Raw genomic sequence first — 17,978 nt, 5'->3', positions numbered from 1 at the left:
CTACAGGATATAGCTAATACCAGCCAAGGTATCAGTTGAGTTGACCAAGCTGATAATCTTTCGATGGATACGAAAGCTGCTATCCTGATCGCGCATCAGATGATAGGTTACATCTGCCGTATAGTGACGCAGGTTTTCTTTACGGAACTCACGCAGATTTTGGGCACAGCGCAGGACAATCTGGTCATCCTGCTCGTCAATAATCCGTATCCGTGAGATACTGCGCACCGTATTGGCTTTAGGTGAAGTTGAAATGGCTTCACCATTAATCAGACGCTGAACACGTAATGTACGCATATAATGATCGTCATAGGCATAGTTCAGGTTATTTTCATAATCAGTCAATGCCGGATCAATCGGGATAATATATCTACCTTCTTCATCCCAGAGAGCAAGCCATTGCTGGTATTCAGCATGATCCAGCATATCTGCCTCAGTCCAGATAAAAGCAGTGACTTCATTTAACAGGTTTAAATTGATTTTCATTGCTCTCTCCTTAAGCCGTCATCATCTTTTTCCACTGCTGATAGGCGCCACGCATACCGGTCTCAGCACTGACATCGCTTTTTAAACCATCCTCAGTTTTAACTTCACCTGGCAAGCCGCGGTTTAACATGATCCATAAATCATTTCCGGCACTGGCTCCATGCTGTACACGCTCCCATGCTTCTGCATCATCAGGTGTACCAAATCCAAATGGTCCCTGAAAATGTTCATGCAACCGCAAGCGATACTGGTTGGCAATCTGTGGGCCGCCATCCATGGTAATAACCGAATGATGAATCTCAGTTTCCTTGACTGAAACTGGCTGTAAAACGCGGAAAAATGCCATAGAGCAGGCAATGTTAGGGAACAGGTTCAGGTTAAAACCCGAGCCTCCTACTGCACGGACAATACGTCGCACTTGTAGTTCTTCATGCCCTTCATTGCGCAGGGCCTGTGCCAATTCTTCAAAACGTTCCTGAATCGGACGTTCCATCAGGTCTTCTTCAAGGTCAACCAGCTCAGGTATCATGACCATAACACTGTGGCCATTGCCTAAATCTTCTACAAAACCTGGCTGATTTTCAAAATTAAATAACTCTTCAGTTTTATCATCAACCGAGCTTAAGAATGACTTGTGCACTAATGGAAAATGATAAGCATCAGTTGTATTTTCCAGCTGTATTTTCCAGTTACCCGGAAAGCGGAAACGATGTTCGCCCAGCACCTTGACCGGATAACCGGCACCCTGTTTCATAAACAGGTCGATCCATTTCTTGGCTGGCCCCAAGAATTCTTCCAGAGATTGAATGTCCTGCTTAAATGAGGCAAAAATCATACCGTTATATTCTTCAACGCGCAGGCTGATCAGAGGGAATTCAGATTTATCCAGACATTCGCCATAACTCTCTGGTGAGGGCACACCACGCAGGCTGCCATCCAGGGCATAGCTCCAGCCATGATAAGGACAGACAAAACTATTGGTTTTGCCCTTTTTATGTTCACACACGGTAGCGGCACGATGACGGCAACGGTTTAATAAAACGTGAACTTTCTTTTTACGGTCCCGTACAGCCACGACTGGCTGCTTACCAATATTAATCGTTTTATAACTGCCCGCCTCAGGAATTTCGCTAGCATGGGCTACCCATACCCAGGTGCTATAAAAAATTTTTTCCATTTCATCTTCAAAGATTTTTTCATCTTTATACAAAGAAGTATGGACACGGTCATGCTGGACCAGTTCATTATAATCGGTATCAATATTATGCATCGGAATAATACTATTCATGGTAACTGTCCTTTTAAATTTTTCCTGTCTTCATTCCTGAGCCGGTACTGGCAGTTCAGCTTCACTGTTCCAATGTGAAACAGGACGGCTAAATATATTTTCAGTCTGGAAATGCTTAATTTTCCACAATCCGTCAGACTGTTTTCTAAATTTCACAGTGAGCTTGGCTGCATTTAAGTGGCTATGGGTATCACGGAAGGTCGAGGTCTGTAACATCAGCCAGCGACCTGTCGCCTCATGGCCATTGATATCAATCTGCTCTGAGCTGACAAAGTGTGCATTCAAGACAAAATGTGATTCTTTCTGGGTATAGCTTTTGAACATGTCATAGATTGCTTGCCATGATTCAAACTGACCAAAGGACCTGGAGTATTTTTCTCCGATTCCTTCCCAGATACTGTGACGGTCAAACAGCCCCATTAACTCATTCAGATCAGTATCTGCATCTAGAGCATCGCAGATTTCCATATAACGGTTTATGCAGTTACGAATCGCATTTTGTGCCTCAAGCTGTTCAAGCCGCATTAATAAAGAGGCCAAGACTACTCCATCAGTCATTTATGTTCATCCTTAACGCTGGATCACCAGTTCACGGCCTACACGTGCTTCAACCTTGCAGTATTTCCAGAGCTTGAATGGCCCTTCTCCTACCACTGTGGTTCTAAACAGGTTGCAGGCTGCATGAACCGTTTCTATATCTGGCACATCTGCCAGCAAGTAGGTTGTCCATGGCCAGCCAGCACTTGGCCCTACCATACTTTGGTCGTCGTCTAAACTTCCATATACGGTTACGCCCGGGAGGTCATGAATACCGTGCCACATTTCACCAAAAGCAGCCCAGACTGCCTTAGCTTCTGCTGGCTCTGCATCAAAAAAGTTCTGGTTAATCCCCATACAGAACAGCACACGTAAAGTCTTTTTCGCTTCCATTTCAAGATTCCTTTTTTAAATAATGCGTTAAGTTTATAAATAGCCGGGTGTCGGATTCAGCCCAAAACTGATTGCACCTGCATTTTGTAAAGTAGCGTCTCCCATAAAGGCATGCTGGGTGACCACGTTGGTATCATTTACAAAGCGACTAAACGGATGATTGGTATAGATGGCGGTCATACCGGCAAGCATTTGCATCTTTCGGGCGACTTTGGCTGCTATACGGGCAGCATGTGTGCATGACAACCGCATATCGCTAATCTGCTGGGCGGTTGGTTTGCACCCTTCACTTACTTCCTTCCATACCACATCCATAGTCTGATAAAACCAGGTTCGGGCAGCCAGAAATTCGGCTTCTGACTGGGAAAATTCATATTGGGTGACTGGTCGCTGAGCAATCTCTGCCCCGCCCGTAATTGATGCCTTACCCGGTGCAAGCTTTTTAAATTCATCTAGGGCTGCAGCAGCCACTCCAATCCCTACCACTGTTAATACCTGAGTGGCTAAAGATAATGATGGGTACTTAAAAAATGGCTCGGATAATTTTGAAGGCTCACCACGAACAAAGGTCCATTCCTTGGGTACCAGTACATTTTCCACAACCAGGTCATGACTGCCCGTTCCTTTCAGGCCCACAGTATCCCAAGTCATTTCAATTTTAGCTTTACTGGCTGGCATAACTGCCATACGTGGCAGGCCATGTGCTTCATTATCTTTTCGTGGTGCAATACCTACACCGACAATATCAGCGCCCATGCAACCGCTTGAAAACTTCCAGCGGCCCTTGACCAAAACCCCGTCATCCGTAATTTCTGCCGGCTGAGGTGGAAAAATCCCCCCTGCAAAAACTATATCAGGGCTATCCTTGTAAAGTTCCTGAAGAGTGGTTTCAGGCAGACTGCCCAAATAAGCCGGACTCATGCCGAAGCTTGCGACCCAACCGACTGAACCATCTGCCATAGACAGCTTTTCAATCAGTTCGCAAAATTGACGTGGTGAGCATTCATCTCCACCAAAACGTCGTGGTACCAAGGCACGATATACGCCCAACTGCTTTAAGCGCTCAATAATATCTTGGCTGACATACGCCTGATTATCAAATTCTCCAGTGCAGGCGCGCTCACGAATTTCCTGACATAAGGCATCCAGATTGACCACTGGCCTGACTTTTATATCCAATTCCTTGGCAGATAATTGATTCATTAGCTAACTCCTTGTTATTTAATGCGCTGCCTTAATAATAAAATCCGCGACCGCACATAGCTGCTCGTCTGCATTTTTCCTGCCTACCAACTGCAAGCCCACTGGCATACCTGTCATAGTTTGCAAAGGAATATTTAAAGCAGGATGACCTGATAAATTGAATGGACGCACCAGTGCGGTAAGATTTAAAAATGCTACAGTATTTTCAGCCTCTGCTACTCTAGGGGGTATCTGCGGTAAGGTAGGTAGAATCAGGGCATCATACTGTTCAAGTAGCTCATCAATTTCCTGAGTAAACCTGGCTTTTACATCTTCTGCCTGCCGAACCTGCTCTAAAGTCGTTTTGGCCGCGTTAAGTAGTCGCTGTTGAACATCCGGACTGATTTTTCCGCTTTCTGTAAGCGTTCCATAAGCTTGCCAGTTTTCATAATTAATAATCTGCATCCCGGCTTGAAAGGCTTCACTAAAGGTAGTTACCTGTACTGGCTCTACTTTTAAATTTGTCTGAGTCAGATAATCTTTAATACAATCCCAGACTGCTGAATCCGCTTCTACATTAAGTACCGCCAGTTTAGGTTGATGCTGGATTTTTTCTGAAGACTTAAAAGTAGGGTCAATAATCTGCATTGCGGTAATAATCATTTCGACTGAACTGGCAAATGGCCCGACACAGTCCAGTGAGCTTTGCACAGGATAAACACCTTTACGGCTTACCCGCCCAAAACTGGGTTTAAAACCAAATACGCCACAGCAGGCTGCCGGCATGCGGATAGAACCGCCCGTATCTGTGCCCAGACTAAAATCGGCCAGGCCAGCAGCCACCGCGGCAGCCGAACCGCTGGATGATCCCCCTGGAATCAGATCTGGATACTTTGGATTAACAGGTGTACCAAATACAGGATTAATTCCTGTAATACCAAATGCCAGTTCATGCAGATTGGTTTTTGCAGTTATGACGCAATCAGCTTTCAAAATAAGGTCTACAACTTCTGCATTTGCCAATGCAGGCTCTACCTCCATGAGTGCCTTACTTCCTGCCATAGTTCTTAGGCCCCGAATGTCGATAGAGTCCTTAACCATGACTTTCAGTGCACCTGTACCTTCATGGACTTCCTGTGCGATAATATTCATTCACTTTTCCATGTATTTTTATTTTATAAGCTTAATATCTGAAAATTTAATGTAATTGTCAAGTAACTTTTATGAATGATAAGAAAGAAAATATTTCATAATTTTGTTTATAATGAATTTACATTTTTTCAAAGATATGGCTTTGTCATGCTGAGTCAGCTAGAACAGTTTTTACCTAATAAAGATCCAAATAGCTTAAAAAATTTCCCATTTTTCTGGATTTCTCAAATTAATGGGAAATATACTCAACTTATTGAAAAATCTATAAAAAAATTAGGAATAGACAATACCCGACGTAAAATTATTTTAAGTGTAAATGCAGTAAGTGAAGCCAGTATTACTGAAATTGCCAATCTTTCAACAATTAAATTGACGACCGCAACCAAAGCTGTTTATCGTCTGGTTGAAGACGATATTGTGGAAGTTTTTTCCTCACAACTTGATGAGCGGGTGTCTATGGTGAAACTTACTGAAAAAGGGCAGCAGATGGTTGAACAGATCAACCAGATCAGCCAGGTAACCTTGGCCGGAATTCTGCATGCTTTTGAAGAGGATGAGCTGCATGACTTAAACAAGCAGTTAAAAAAATTGTTTGATCTGATGCCTTCTAATTGATGCCAGTCTTATTGATTGATACCGGATGCTTTAAAATATCCGGTTCAGGCTGTAGACCTGCTACAGCAATGCGAGTGGTAAAGGCCTTCAATACCTGTAATTTATAGCTATCAATATCTACCGTATGATAATTATAAAAGCCCTGTTTTTCACGTAGCCCATTTCTTTTATTTTGCATGTTTTCAGCAATAATAGCCGGGGCACTATAACGTGTACCCAGTTCTTTTTCCAGATATTGTGAAGCATAAAACAAAATATCACCTCCACCCCAGTCAATAAACTCAAGCAGGCCCAGTACAGAAAAACGCAGGCCAAATCCGGTTCTAATCGCAATATCAATATCTTCTGCCGAAGCTACGCCTTCTTCAACCATACGGGCAGCTTCATTCATGGCCAGTGCCTGAATACGCGGCACAATATAGCCCGCACTGGCCTGACATACGACGGGTACCTTACCAATAATTTTCAAGAATGCTTTAAGGCGCTCCACCACTAAATCTGAAGTTTCTGCTGTCCGGCTTAACTCTACCAGAGGCATCAGATAAGCCGGATTTAGCCAGTGTGCATTGATTACCCGTTCCGGTACAGAAAGCATCTGGGCAATCTCGCTCACCAAGAAAGTCGAAGTAGTAGACGCAACAATACATTCTGATGGCAGATAATGATCCAGCCATTTAAATATTTCCTGTTTAATCTCTTTAAGCTCAGGAACAGCTTCCATTACCAGCTCACAGTGACTTAAAAAATTCTGTGATTTATTTCTGCTGGTTACTTCAATACGTTTTAAAATAGTTTCAACGTATGCTGCCTGAATAAAGTTGATACTAACCAAGAGCTTCAACTCCTGAGAAATATCGCTAATAATCTTCTGCCTGTATATATGGAAGTCTTCTGGATCGCGTTCTCTGGCATCTATCAACTGAATATTTAATCCTGCATAGGCAAAAGCAATCGAAATCGCCTTCCCCATACGCCCTGCTCCAACCACAGCAATTTGTTTGATTAACTGCATATCAGGCTCCCTGCTGTAGAATGGCAGTCATTTCCTGACGGCTTTTTTGGGCTAGCTGCAGATTTTCTAAGGTACGACCAGTTTGATAGAAATTCTCTCCTGTGACTGCCGAGGCAAGATTCAGTAAACCCTCGGCAACTGGTGTCGGTACTCCAGCCCAGCGCCCAACAGAAACTAGAAAAGACAACCCCAACTTGGTATCTTCGAGCATATATCGGTGGGTATGCAGATCGATATCTTCACGCCAGTCTCCACTGTCGGTCAATTTTCCATGTGCCCCACGGCCATACATCCACTCATCACCTTCTCCTTCTTTATTATAATGATCTGCCAGAGGAAAATGTGGTGCACTATAACCAAGCGCTTCACGGACTTGAATACGTTCAGTATCCAGCTGAGTAGTCACCCTGCGAATAGACTGTTGAGTCCCTTCATTGTGAATATCCCAGGTTTCAAAATACTCTAGTGCTCCGGCATTCATTAGTATCAGGGGTGGATGGATTACTGGTCCGGCATTCATCAGTGCTCCACTTAGGCTATTCTCAAGTGGCTCAATACTCGGATAAGCCTGCTGAAGTATCTGAAAAGCCCGCTCAGATAACTGGCTCGGAAAAACACCGGTAGGTAATCGGGTAGCGTAGCCACTCACCACAATCTGGTCAGCAGCGTGTTTACGGACCAGATAAGGTAGCGTACCTGTTTCTGCAAATGCGACTTGGGTATAATTTTCTGCCTCTTTCATGGCTTGCGCGAAGATATAACTTCCAAAAGTCCCCGGCGGCAGAAAAACCACTTGCCCTTCCTGCAAATAGGGCGCTATCTGTCGGGCCAGATCCTCATGAGTTGTCGCTGGTAAAGGTATAACGATAAGCGCTGCCTGTTGAACCGCTTGCTGTAAATCCTCACATAAAGTGATCTGACTATTCTGAAATCCGACACTGACTGAACGATTACCCTGATAGTCCTTGATTTTTAACTTGCCTGCTTCTGCTAGCCGCTTTAGAGCCTGTGTATCACGGCGCCACCATATTACCTCGTGATTTTTTTCAGCCATTTCTACTGCTGCTGCATAACAGCCATGGCCACCGCCCAGTACCGTAATTTTCATTGGTAATTTTCCTGATCTGCTTTTACTTGATGCTAAACAGGAGAAATCGGGCTGTCTTACCCGATTACGAACAGATTGTTCAGTTTACGAAATAAGATGAGCAATGCGGATGTGCCTGCCTCAAAGTCTGTGATGGCAGACAACCGTACCGTTTTTTATAAAGTGTAGAAAAATGCCCTAAACTGTTAATACCATTACGCAGCAGAATATCAGTTACAGTTTCATGCGCTTGGCTATGCTGTAACTCATGATGGATGAGTTTAATACGCAAGTCTCGAATATAGTCAATTGGGGTTTGATGGAAATACTGGTTAAAGCCTTTTTGCAGGGTCCGCACCGATACTCCGCACTGCTTGCCCAGCTCTGCCAGTACAATATTATTTCGGATATGCCGGGCAATATACTGTCTGGCTTTGTTCATATAGCCAGGTAATATAACTTTCCCCCTTTGCTGCAGTTGCGCAGTATAATTATTCGGAACCTTCAGTAAAATCAGCTCAATCAGATATCGGCCGAAGCTTTCAGAAATAGTATCCCAATGCTGGATGTTGTAATGGGCATGACAAAGATAGTTCAGAGTTTCGATAATCGCCTCGACACCTTCTGTCGTACAGGATATACCGCAGTCAAACAGTAGTGGCTCTGCTACCATATGGCCGAGCATTTTGTAGAGCTGTGTATCAACCTCCTGTCTGGACAGCTTCAGAATAATATTACGACAGTGCTGGCTGGTAATAATCCGATTTTTACTATGGGGATGTGAAACCGTCATAATACCAGCTGACTGTATAATCAGCCGGGCATCATGTTCGATCTTGCACTCGCCCTCAAGCGTAACTCTGAACAGATAATGGGCAGAAGATTCATCTATAGTAATTGCCACAGGCGCACTGTATTTCAGATCATAGAGTGCTGATGTGCCAAAGCTAAAACCATTAAGACGCGTATTTAGAATCTGGCTGGAATCTACCTCAAACTGATGGGGGCACAGATAATGGCTGATCTGCTGTTTAATAGTGTGATAGTCGGTCGAACTGAACAATAAAAAATGATCAAGATAATGCAGACGGTCTAGTTGTGAAATCAGGCTCATATTCCAGCTCCATCTAAGTTTTATTTATTTTTAAATAAAAAATGCCTACTGCAAGCAATAGGCATAAATATGATATGTTCTCTTCCTAAGCTGCATGTTCCTTTTGCATACTTTGGGCAAACGCTTTACAGCCAAATTTCAGCAGCAGAAAAGCCACTACACATGAAATTGCGCCAACAATTGATAAAGACATGCCTACCATCAATGGATTTTCAAAGATTTTGTCAGTAATTAATGCAACCAGTGTCGTTCCAATTCCTACTGCAACCAGATTACTGATTAGCAGAAAAATTGCCGAGATCTGAGCACGTAACTGGTTTGGTGCCAGCATTTGCATCGCCGTAGTGGAAATAGGCATTGGAAATGACGCAAAGAACATTGCAGGCACCAGCAAGGTAACAGAGAGCCATAATGGTTCAACTTGCGTAAAAAACATGATCGGCAAAATTAACCCTGTGATTCCAATAACACCTGTAATCATAGGGGCATCTTTACGGCCTTTTTTAACAAACCAGTCATTTAACCAGCCTGCACAGAATACACCTAAAGTATTAGCTACCAGCAATACACTACCTAGCATATAACCGGCTTCTGTCGGGGTCATTCCATATTTCCGCATATAAAAAGCAGGTGTCCAGCTGGTTAAACAGTACAGTGCCATCGCATAAAATGTAAAACCCAGATAATGGCAAGTAAAAGTTTTACGGTGCTTTCCAATAAAACTGAAGCTGGATTTAAAACTGACTTTTTCTACTTCACCCTGAGCATTAAGACGCTGACCTTTACGCTTTGGCTCTTTCACAGTGAGTATAAACAGCAGGCCAATAAAAATGCCGGGTAATCCAACAATAATAAATGCCATTTGCCAGGCTTTTAACATACCAAAAAATGGCACATCAATCAGGCTTGTGTCCTTCAGCAATCCAATAACATAGCCACCGACCAGAAAGGCAATGCCGCCTCCAACAAAAGAACCAATCGAATAAACTGCTACTGCACGTCCCAGTTTTTCTTTGCTAAACATGTCGCTAAACATTGAGTAAGCAGCAGGTGACAGAGCAGCTTCACCAATTCCGACCCCCATACGGCTCAAGAAAAGCTGCACGAAGTTTTTACTGAGTCCGCAGAATGCTGTAGCCAGACTCCAGAAAATAATTCCGATAGAAATCAGTTTTGGCCGGGAAAAACGGTCAGCAATATAGGCAAGTGGCAATCCCATAAAGGCATAAAACAGGGAAAAAGCCAAACCATGCAGCAGGCTAAACTGGGTGTCAGTCAGATTCAGGTCAGCCTTGATCGGCTCGATCATCAGTGCCAGAATCTGCCGGTCAATAAACGAAAAAATATAGGCCAGCATACACAGCAGTACGACGTACCAGGTATATACACTTGATTTACTTATACTTCCTTCTGTCTGTATATTGAGATTACTCATATACTTACCTCCATGTCGGTCCTGTGTATCGGTTCAGGACCATTTTTCTGTTCAGTACTTATCATTTTTATATAATCTTCTTCTCATACTGTGCTCTACACCTGATCCGTGGCGCTTGAATAACAAAATCTAGTGAATGTAAGCCTTATTATTCAAAATTATTGTTATTCATTGAGCTAAATTGCTGCTGAGCTCCGGGTCTATATTATGAAAAGTACTCCCCCTCTATACTGAATAATTATTTGCTTTTTATCTGTAATTTTCCATAACTTTTTAAGTATAATTTTATACCTTAACTTGTTTTATCTCTAAGTATTCCTGTTGGTAGTTTTAATAAGTTAATGAAAAAATTAATTAATCTAGAATTATTTTATTTCTAGAAGAATAAAGCCCTAAATAAATGCATTATTTGTTTAATATGATGGTTTTGATTAGCCTTGTAATCTGTTTTTTCACCGCCTTAAATATAATTATATTTATTATTTTAAAACATATAGTTAAATTAAAAAATATAAACCAGTTTTAGCTTGAAATTCTATAATTACTCTTCTGCTTTGTAGGCTTGGCATTCATTTTGCTTAATCAGTATTACGTTTTATAAAATTTGTAATATTGAGGGGCAACACTATGAGTTACGTTGCACATGAACTCAGTTCAAGAAACAAACTGCTATTTGGCTTGGGGTCTTTTCTAATACCAGTTTTAATTTGGTGTGCAGTCAGTTATTTACCCTGGATCTGGCATCCACAAGTCCAAATTACGGATTCAGGTAGTGTTGCCTATTTACAGGTTGATAGTCGTATTGATAAAAATACCTTTTTTTCTGCTGCCCAGTCTGCAATAGATCAAGGTCTTGCTCCACCGCAAGGTATACTCGTCAATCCAATTTATTTGCCCGCACCGCACGAAGTTGCAACTGCACTGGTCACAGCTTTTACCACTGCACCTGCTCAGGCCAATGTTCCCTGGTTTCATGAAAGCCTTTGGCACAGTATCAAGCTGGTGTTTACGGCATTCTTTATTTCTTCACTGATTGGTATTCCACTCGGTATTTTATGTGGTTTTTCCAATAAACTTTCCCAGTTGACCGAACCTTTTATCGAGTTTTTCCGCTACCTGCCTGCCCCGGCCTTTGGCGCGCTTGCCGTCGCTATTTTAGGAATCAATGATGCACCCAAAATAGCCATCATTGTCATCGGCACCCTGTTCCAGCAAATTCTAATTATTGCCAATACCACACGTCTGGTCGATCGTAGTCTGATTGAGGCCGGTTTCACTTTGGGTACTAATAAAATTAAAAGTCTATTTCATGTGGTGATTCCGGCAGCCATGCCAGAAATTTATCGTAATCTGCGCGTGCTGCTGGGTTGGGCATGGACTTACCTGATCGTAGCAGAACTGATCGGCAGTACCTCCGGGATTACCTGGTTCATTACCCAGCAAGCCCGCTATCAAAACTTTGATAATGTCTTTGCCGCGATCCTGATTATCGGTGTGATTGGTCTGCTGTGTGATGTGATTTTAATGAAACTGGGACAACGCTTATTTAAATGGAAACCGGGAGCAAACTAATGCAACACACTGAATTTAATACCCGTGAATACTTTGACAAAATTTACGCCCGTCCGGTGATTCTTGAAGCAAAGCAACTGACGCAAAAATTCAGTCATGGCAAAACCGAGCGTACGGTTTTAAATGCACTCAATTTGAAAATTCATAAGCGGGAGTTCATCTGTGTGATTGGGCCTTCCGGTTGTGGCAAGTCAACCTTTAGCCGTGTAGTTGCAGGACTTGACCCTTATAGCAGTGGTGAGATTCTGGTGGATGGCCAGCCGATTACCAGCCCAAGTCCGGAGCGTGGCATGGTGTTCCAGGGCTATACCCTGTTTCCATGGAAAACCGTCAAGGAAAATGTCATGTTTGGTCCGCGCATGAAAGGCCAAAGTAGTGCAGTAGCCGAAGCACAGGCCCGTGAATGGATCAATATTATTGGTCTGGAAAAGTATGAAAACCAGTATCCGCATGAGCTGTCTGGCGGGATGAAACAGCGTGTCGCGATTGCCCGTGCATTGGTCAATGAACCGAAAATCCTGCTGATGGATGAACCTTTTGGGGCACTTGATCCGCATACGCGGCAAAAAATGCAGCGTCACCTGATGGATCTTTGGCAAAACATTGATATCACCATCATTTTTGTGACTCACGATATGGATGAAGCCATTTTACTGGCTGACCGGATTGTGGCACTGAAAGCCAATCCGGGTGAAATCAAGGAAATTATTGAAGTAGATCTCCCTCGTCCACGCCACCCGGAACTGATGCTGACTCCAGAATTTAAACAGTTAAGACAGCATGTCGATCATCTGGTGCATGCTGAAGAAGATGAACTGGATCCGGCACTGGCAGAACTGCCGGTCATTCCGCGTATGACCAAGGTCAGCAGCAAGAAATAATCTTATTCAAAATGCCTTTGGGACGACCTGAAGGTTTTAATCGCTGTGTTGGACGACCAACATTAGAGGTGATTGTCATGCAAGCGCAATATGTACTCCCACTGGTTGATATTTCAAAATTGCAAAGTCCGGATTTAGCTGATCGTATTGAAGTTGCTCATACTCTGGATCATGCCTGTAAAGAAGTCGGATTTCTCTATCTGCAAGGTAGCCAGTTTAATTTTGACTACGCCAAAGCTCTGATTGAAATGGCCAAATCCTATTTTTCTCAGGATCTAAACACCAAGATGCAGCACTATATTGGCAAATCAAAGAACCATAGTGGCTATGTGCCGATTGGTGAAGAACAGTTTGCGGGTAACAGCTATGACTTAAAAGAAGCCTATGATGTCAATTATGATTATCAGGGTGCACAAAAAAACTGTCCTTTACTTGGCCCTACCTTATGGCCAGACCATCCGGATTTCAAGTCTGTCGTCAGCCAGTACTACAGCCATCTGCGTGAGATCAGCCAGCAGATTTTTTCTGCCTTTGCACTGGCATTGGGCGTTCGCGAGGACTTTTTTGAAAGCAAAATTACTGATGCACCAAGTCAGCTACGCTTGATTCATTATCCTTATAATCCGGAAATACAAGATGCTGAAGGGATTGGCGCGCATACCGACTATGAATGCTTTACCCTGCTGTTACCCACCGCACCCGGCTTACAGGTTTTAAATAAAGTCGGTGAATGGATCGACATTCCCCTGATTGAAAATACTCTGGTAATGAATATCGGTGACATGATGGAAATTCTGTCGAATGGTAAATATCTCGCCACCAAGCACCGCGTGAAAAAGGTCTCGGAAGAACGTTATTCATTCCCGCTGTTTTGCGCCTGCAATTATGACACCGTGATTGAACCGGTGATTCACACTGAAAATTCCAAATATTCTGCCCTGATCGGGGGTGAGCATCTGTTTAATCAGACCGCCCAGACCTTTCAATATTTAAAACAGCGCATTGCTAGCGGTGAACTGGTCTTGAAAAATGCTGTACCACTTTCCTCTTTTGGACTTGAAGAACAGGCGGAGACAGCATCATGAATCTGTTTGAAGTAATTAAAACTTTAAAGCCTGTGACTTTTCAGCCAGAGATTATTCCAGGCTTTTTATATGGGGCATTTCGGCGTAAAAGCATCAGTTTTTATAATGGCCTGACCGATGAAAATACTATTGTGTACTGGTTTCAGTCGCGCAGTTTTACCATTGATCTTCGTCTAAAAAGCCAGACGGGAACTGCTGTTCAGGAACGCCAAGGCTGGATTGGCAATACGCTTTGGGATAACGCCAGCCAGCTCTTGTCCTGGGAAGTGAAAGACTACGCCAATTACCAGAATCATGTGCAGTGGCCGGAACCAGCCAAGTTGCATGCGATTGGCAACTGCATTCTGGAATTTTCTCCAAGTAATGTGTATGTCGAAGACTGGCGCCAGCAGGTACAGCACGGTTTATTTTTAGGGCTGCGGCTTCAGTCTGCGCTTGATGTTCAATCTGGTCAGGAACTGGAAATGGATGGTGGCCTGATCATTTGTGCTGATCATATTGCCTATGCCCTGACGCGTTTGCCTGAAGTGCAAAGTACAGTAGCTCAAATGGATTTGAAAGCTGTCGATCCGACCGTGTTTGCCTTGGTGGAAAGTTTTGAAGTTTCTATCGGGACTGATGGTCAAGCTAAAACTTACAGCACCCGCAGCAGTGAGACAGGCAAACTCTTTAACCTGGAAAATTTTGAAGTTCTCAATGAAAGCAGTCTGGCTCAGCATGTCATTTTAGATGGTCGCAATATTGACCTGATTTTTGAGCTGGATATATACCAGCCGGATTACCAATTTCAATATGCAACCCCCACGACTACACAAGCTGAAAGCTGGCTGAAGTCAGAACAGGGTCACCTGATGCAGCATGCAGAACGGGTGTTATAGGGAGAAATATGTCTTTTTTATATCTTTCGATTGCCATTATTGCAGAAGTCATTGCAACTTCTGCATTGAAAGCCTCCAATGGTTTTAGCGTGCTCTGGCCTTCACTTGCCACCATTGCCGGTTATGCCGTTGCCCTGTTTTTCCTGTCACTGACCATGAAAACTATTCCGATGGGCATTGCCTATGCAATCTGGTCTGGTGCCGGCATTATCCTGATTTCAACGGTTGGCCTCTTGGTGTTTAAACAGCAACTGGATCTTCCCGCGCTGATCGGTCTGGCGTTTATGATCATTGGCATTATTTTTATCAATGTCTTTTCCAAAAGTACGCAGCTTTAATATTTTAATATTCATCTAACAATAAAAAATCCCCAATCCGGGGATTTTTTTATGGGTCTAGATTACATTCCCCAATGAGGCGGCATGCTCTATTTGAGTTCTTGTAACAGAGTCGGAACAATCACACCATCCACATTCATTTCAGTCGTATAAATGCCGTTGGCCACATTGAACTTGTTCACATGGTAGCTGGAACCATAGATCGAGTCGAAGCCATCACCTTTGGTAAAGACTTTCTTGTTCGCTGCTAAATCGAGTAAATGGGTGCCGTCAAGAAACTGCATATAAGTTTTCGCATCGACCCCGACACGTTTGGACATGATCTGTGCAGCATCTTCACGAGTCGCCGGGTCATTGATGTATTTGACAGTTTTATCCCAAACCTGAATCACCTTTTTCCATTGCTCTTTATTGGCTTCCAGATGGGCTGGATTCACGGTCAAGGTATCGTAGATTAATCCAGGCTTGTCTTTAGAGGTGAAAATAATCTTGGAACCGGCAACAGCAGATAAAGCCTGATTTGCCACCGGCTGCCATACTGCAATCGCATCAATATCGGGAGTGGCAAAAACCTGTGGCAATTCATTGGTCATGGTATTGACCAGTTTGACCTCATTCAGGCCAACTTTGGCATCATCCAGTGCAGTGGACAGTAACAAGTGATCGACCAGACCTTTTTCAGTGGCTACGGTTTTACCGCGCAGATCCTGAATCGAATTAATGCCATTCTTGGCAATAATCACGTCATTTCCAGCTGAATAATCGGTCGCCATGATCATCACGCCCTTGGTCCCGCCAGAGCCAGTGACCAGATTATCACCATTAGTGACCATGACCGCATCCAGCTGATTCGCTGCGAATGCAGAGAGTGAAGCAGAATAGTCAAACCATTTAAAATCGGCATTAACTCCGGCATCTTCCAGCCAGCCTTTTTCAATCGCCACCTGCCAGGCGACAAATCCCGGCCAGTCACTATAACCAATCCGGATGGGCTGAGTAGTCACACGTCCTTCTGCCTTGGCATTTGGTTCAGGTACTTTAGCGGTATTGTCACAACCGCTTAAAAGGATTGCAGACAGTACGGAAACGGACATCAGTGCTTTTTTGATCATTTTGCGACTTCCCCTATGCATTCACATTTAAATTTGGTATTTGAAAGTTGTTTAGATTTTATAAATTCGCGCCAGCCACCGAAATGACTGATATCTGTTGCATCCTCAAGTGCATAGCCTTCACAGATAAAGCCTTTGACCCAAGTACCATCAATCAGCTGGACATTACCGATCCCCAAAGGTGCCGGAACTTCTGCAACAATGTCTCCGAACAGTGCACGCGGAATGTCCCAGACCTCTACTTCAATTGAAAAACCTTTCGCGTTGTATTGCAGGCCAGGTTTTGGCGGTGTGGTATTTTTTAAAGCATAGAGTTTGTAATGCGAAGCAGTCCGGGTCTGCTTGATCAGGGTGCCACTGCGTGTGGTCAGCTGAAAATTCAGTGGCATACCGGTCAGATGTGCTCCGACGACAGCCAGTTTGACGCTGTGACCCGATGAGATTTCAGTTATTTTTTCATAGCTAAGTTCAGATGTGCCCAACTTTAACTGGCTTGCTTGCTGCCATTTTTGCCCGAATTTGGCCAGTGCTTCATCCATCCAGGCTGACGCAATAAAGGTCACGCCCGTTGGCAAACCATCAGCACGAATGCTATTTGGTAGCGCCAAAGCCGACAGATCGGCAAAATTGACAAAATTGGTATAAGCGCCCATATGGCTGTTTTTGACCAGAGGATCCGCTTCTACTTCTGCAATGCGATAAATGGTGGGTGCAGTAGGCACCATCAAGGCATCATAATCTGCCAGTGTATTTTGAATAACACGGCTCAGGCGGGCGCGTTCATATTCATCCTGCATGGCATCGACCGCACTGAACCGGTCTGCCTGCGCTATAATCTGGCCAATGACCGGATGGGTCTGCTCACGTTGCACCATTTTTTCCACGGCACTGGTACGTTCAGCCACCCAAGAGCGGTTGTAAAGTGCAGTCGCCAGCTGTTGAAATGGAACAAAATCAATCGGCTCAACCGTATAACCCAAGCTTTGTACACGTGCGATCGCCAGCTGGAATGCTTTTTCAGTTTCAGCATCGCCATAAAATTCCAGTGTATCCGGAATGCCAATTTTCCCTTTTGAAAATTGGCTCGGTACATTTTGAGGATGTACCCGGGAATAATCATCGCTAGCATCATAGCCTTGCATGACTTGCGCCACCTGCCAGGCATCATCCACCGTTAATGCAAAAATCGAAATCACATCGATGGTGCGACAAGCCGGAATCAGGCCTGTAGTCGAAAACCAGCCTTTGGTCGGTTTGAGTCCGACAATGTTATTGTGCCCTGCTGGTATACGTCCTGAACCTGCAGTATCTGTACCCAGTGAAAATGGTACTAATCCATTGGCTACCACCACGCTGGAACCCGAACTCGAACCACCACTGATATATTCAGGATTAAAGCTGTTCTTCACCGCGCCGTATGGGGAGCGCACACCGACCAGACCCGTCGCAAACTGGTCCAGATTGGTTTTTCCCACGACAATCGCGCCGGCAGCTTTTAATTTGGCTACTGCTGTTGCATCGGAAGTCGCCAGATAAGCTGCCTCTTTACATGCTGCTGTGGTATAGAACCCTGCAACATCAATATTGTCCTTGACTGCAAATGGCACCCCATAAAGTGGCAAGCTTTCAATATCTGCACCAGTCAATGCATCAATTTGTGCCTGTAATTGTGCTGCTGTCGCAATTGATATCCAGGCATGATCGTCATTATTCAACTCGGCTACATACTCAATCAGGTCACTAAGCTGGATATTGTTATTCTGGTAGGCGTGTTGCCAGTCCTGTACAGTCCATAAGTTGTGCACAGCTGT

At 44.0% G+C, this 17,978-nt stretch carries 18 protein-coding genes; 6 read left to right on the top strand and 12 right to left on the bottom strand.

From position 1 onward, the window contains the following. Genes AC0VYT_RS04270 through AC0VYT_RS04245 form a run of 6 tightly spaced genes read right to left on the bottom strand, consistent with a single transcriptional unit; the run spans position 1 to position 5,038 of the window. Positions 1-486: an aromatic-ring-hydroxylating dioxygenase subunit beta gene (locus tag AC0VYT_RS04270; protein ID WP_005015227.1), complete on the bottom strand. Its 486-nt coding sequence runs from the start codon at positions 484-486 to the stop codon at positions 1-3. Between the two features lie 10 nt (positions 487-496). Then, the gene (locus AC0VYT_RS04265; protein ID WP_005015231.1) at positions 497-1,774 is read right to left on the bottom strand and encodes an aromatic ring-hydroxylating oxygenase subunit alpha; all 1,278 of its coding nucleotides are present in this window, start codon (positions 1,772-1,774) and stop codon (positions 497-499) included. A 30-nt stretch (positions 1,775-1,804) separates the two neighbouring features. Then, positions 1,805-2,332 carry a nuclear transport factor 2 family protein gene (locus AC0VYT_RS04260; RefSeq protein ID WP_005015234.1) on the bottom strand — a complete coding sequence of 176 codons (528 nt, stop codon included), beginning with the start codon at positions 2,330-2,332 and terminating at the stop codon, positions 1,805-1,807. A 12-nt stretch (positions 2,333-2,344) separates the two neighbouring features. Beyond that, entirely contained in the window at positions 2,345-2,704 is a 360-nt protein-coding gene (locus AC0VYT_RS04255; RefSeq protein WP_005015237.1) for a hypothetical protein, read from the bottom strand. 33 nt (positions 2,705-2,737) lie between these two features. Beyond that, the gene (locus AC0VYT_RS04250) at positions 2,738-3,907 is read right to left on the bottom strand and encodes an acyl-CoA dehydrogenase family protein (RefSeq protein ID WP_005015240.1); all 1,170 of its coding nucleotides are present in this window, start codon (positions 3,905-3,907) and stop codon (positions 2,738-2,740) included. 18 nt (positions 3,908-3,925) lie between these two features. Further along, complete coding sequence (locus AC0VYT_RS04245) at positions 3,926-5,038, bottom strand: amidase (protein ID WP_005015242.1); 1,113 nt, start codon at positions 5,036-5,038, stop codon at positions 3,926-3,928. Between the two features lie 147 nt (positions 5,039-5,185). Here AC0VYT_RS04245 and AC0VYT_RS04240 point away from each other — a divergent pair, with 147 nt between their 5' ends. After that, a complete protein-coding gene (locus AC0VYT_RS04240) occupies positions 5,186-5,653 on the top strand; it encodes a MarR family winged helix-turn-helix transcriptional regulator (protein WP_005015243.1) in 468 nt (155 codons plus the stop codon). Here the strand turns inward: AC0VYT_RS04240 and AC0VYT_RS04235 are convergent. The 4 genes from AC0VYT_RS04235 to AC0VYT_RS04220 form a co-directional block, all read right to left on the bottom strand. Then, the gene (locus AC0VYT_RS04235; protein WP_005015245.1) at positions 5,646-6,665 is read right to left on the bottom strand and encodes a 3-hydroxybutyryl-CoA dehydrogenase; all 1,020 of its coding nucleotides are present in this window, start codon (positions 6,663-6,665) and stop codon (positions 5,646-5,648) included. The two genes, AC0VYT_RS04240 and AC0VYT_RS04235, sit on opposite strands and share 8 nt — an antisense overlap. 1 nt (position 6,666) lies before the next feature. After that, positions 6,667-7,773 carry an NAD/NADP-dependent octopine/nopaline dehydrogenase family protein gene (locus tag AC0VYT_RS04230; protein WP_005015248.1) on the bottom strand — a complete coding sequence of 369 codons (1,107 nt, stop codon included), beginning with the start codon at positions 7,771-7,773 and terminating at the stop codon, positions 6,667-6,669. Between the two features lie 79 nt (positions 7,774-7,852). Beyond that, on the bottom strand, positions 7,853-8,866 hold the full coding sequence (locus AC0VYT_RS04225) for an AraC family transcriptional regulator (RefSeq protein WP_005015250.1): 1,014 nt from the start codon (positions 8,864-8,866) through the stop codon (positions 7,853-7,855). An 85-nt stretch (positions 8,867-8,951) separates the two neighbouring features. Next, entirely contained in the window at positions 8,952-10,301 is a 1,350-nt protein-coding gene (locus AC0VYT_RS04220; RefSeq protein WP_005015253.1) for a spinster family MFS transporter, read from the bottom strand. A 627-nt stretch (positions 10,302-10,928) separates the two neighbouring features. On the opposite strand from AC0VYT_RS04220, the gene AC0VYT_RS04215 reads away from it, so the two are divergent. The 5 genes from AC0VYT_RS04215 (at position 10,929) to AC0VYT_RS04195 (ending at position 15,055) form a co-directional block, all read left to right on the top strand. Continuing rightward, positions 10,929-11,873 carry an ABC transporter permease gene (locus AC0VYT_RS04215; RefSeq protein WP_005015255.1) on the top strand — a complete coding sequence of 315 codons (945 nt, stop codon included), beginning with the start codon at positions 10,929-10,931 and terminating at the stop codon, positions 11,871-11,873. Next, positions 11,873-12,754, top strand: coding sequence for an ABC transporter ATP-binding protein (locus tag AC0VYT_RS04210; RefSeq protein ID WP_005015262.1), 882 nt, complete (start codon positions 11,873-11,875; stop codon positions 12,752-12,754). Before AC0VYT_RS04215 ends, AC0VYT_RS04210 begins: the two co-directional genes overlap by 1 nt. A 77-nt stretch (positions 12,755-12,831) precedes the next feature. Next, positions 12,832-13,839, top strand: a complete 1,008-nt coding sequence (locus tag AC0VYT_RS04205) for an isopenicillin N synthase family dioxygenase (RefSeq protein WP_005015264.1) — start codon at positions 12,832-12,834, stop codon at positions 13,837-13,839. Next, on the top strand, positions 13,836-14,717 hold the full coding sequence (locus AC0VYT_RS04200) for a hypothetical protein (protein WP_005015265.1): 882 nt from the start codon (positions 13,836-13,838) through the stop codon (positions 14,715-14,717). Before AC0VYT_RS04205 ends, AC0VYT_RS04200 begins: the two co-directional genes overlap by 4 nt. Before the next feature lie 8 nt (positions 14,718-14,725). Further along, positions 14,726-15,055: a DMT family transporter gene (locus tag AC0VYT_RS04195; protein ID WP_004280373.1), complete on the top strand. Its 330-nt coding sequence runs from the start codon at positions 14,726-14,728 to the stop codon at positions 15,053-15,055. A gap of 89 nt (positions 15,056-15,144) precedes the next feature. On the opposite strand, the gene AC0VYT_RS04190 is transcribed toward AC0VYT_RS04195, so the two are convergent. Continuing rightward, positions 15,145-16,167, bottom strand: coding sequence for an ABC transporter substrate-binding protein (locus AC0VYT_RS04190; RefSeq protein WP_005015267.1), 1,023 nt, complete (start codon positions 16,165-16,167; stop codon positions 15,145-15,147). Further along, entirely contained in the window at positions 16,164-17,972 is a 1,809-nt protein-coding gene (atzF, locus tag AC0VYT_RS04185) for an allophanate hydrolase (RefSeq protein ID WP_005015269.1), read from the bottom strand. The genes AC0VYT_RS04190 and atzF overlap by 4 nt, the downstream gene beginning before the upstream one ends. Between the last annotated feature and the right edge of the window lie 6 nt (positions 17,973-17,978).

Source organism: Acinetobacter sp. QJM3NY_42 (assembly GCF_056173745.1).
This window is presented reverse-complemented; position numbering and strand designations above follow the sequence as displayed.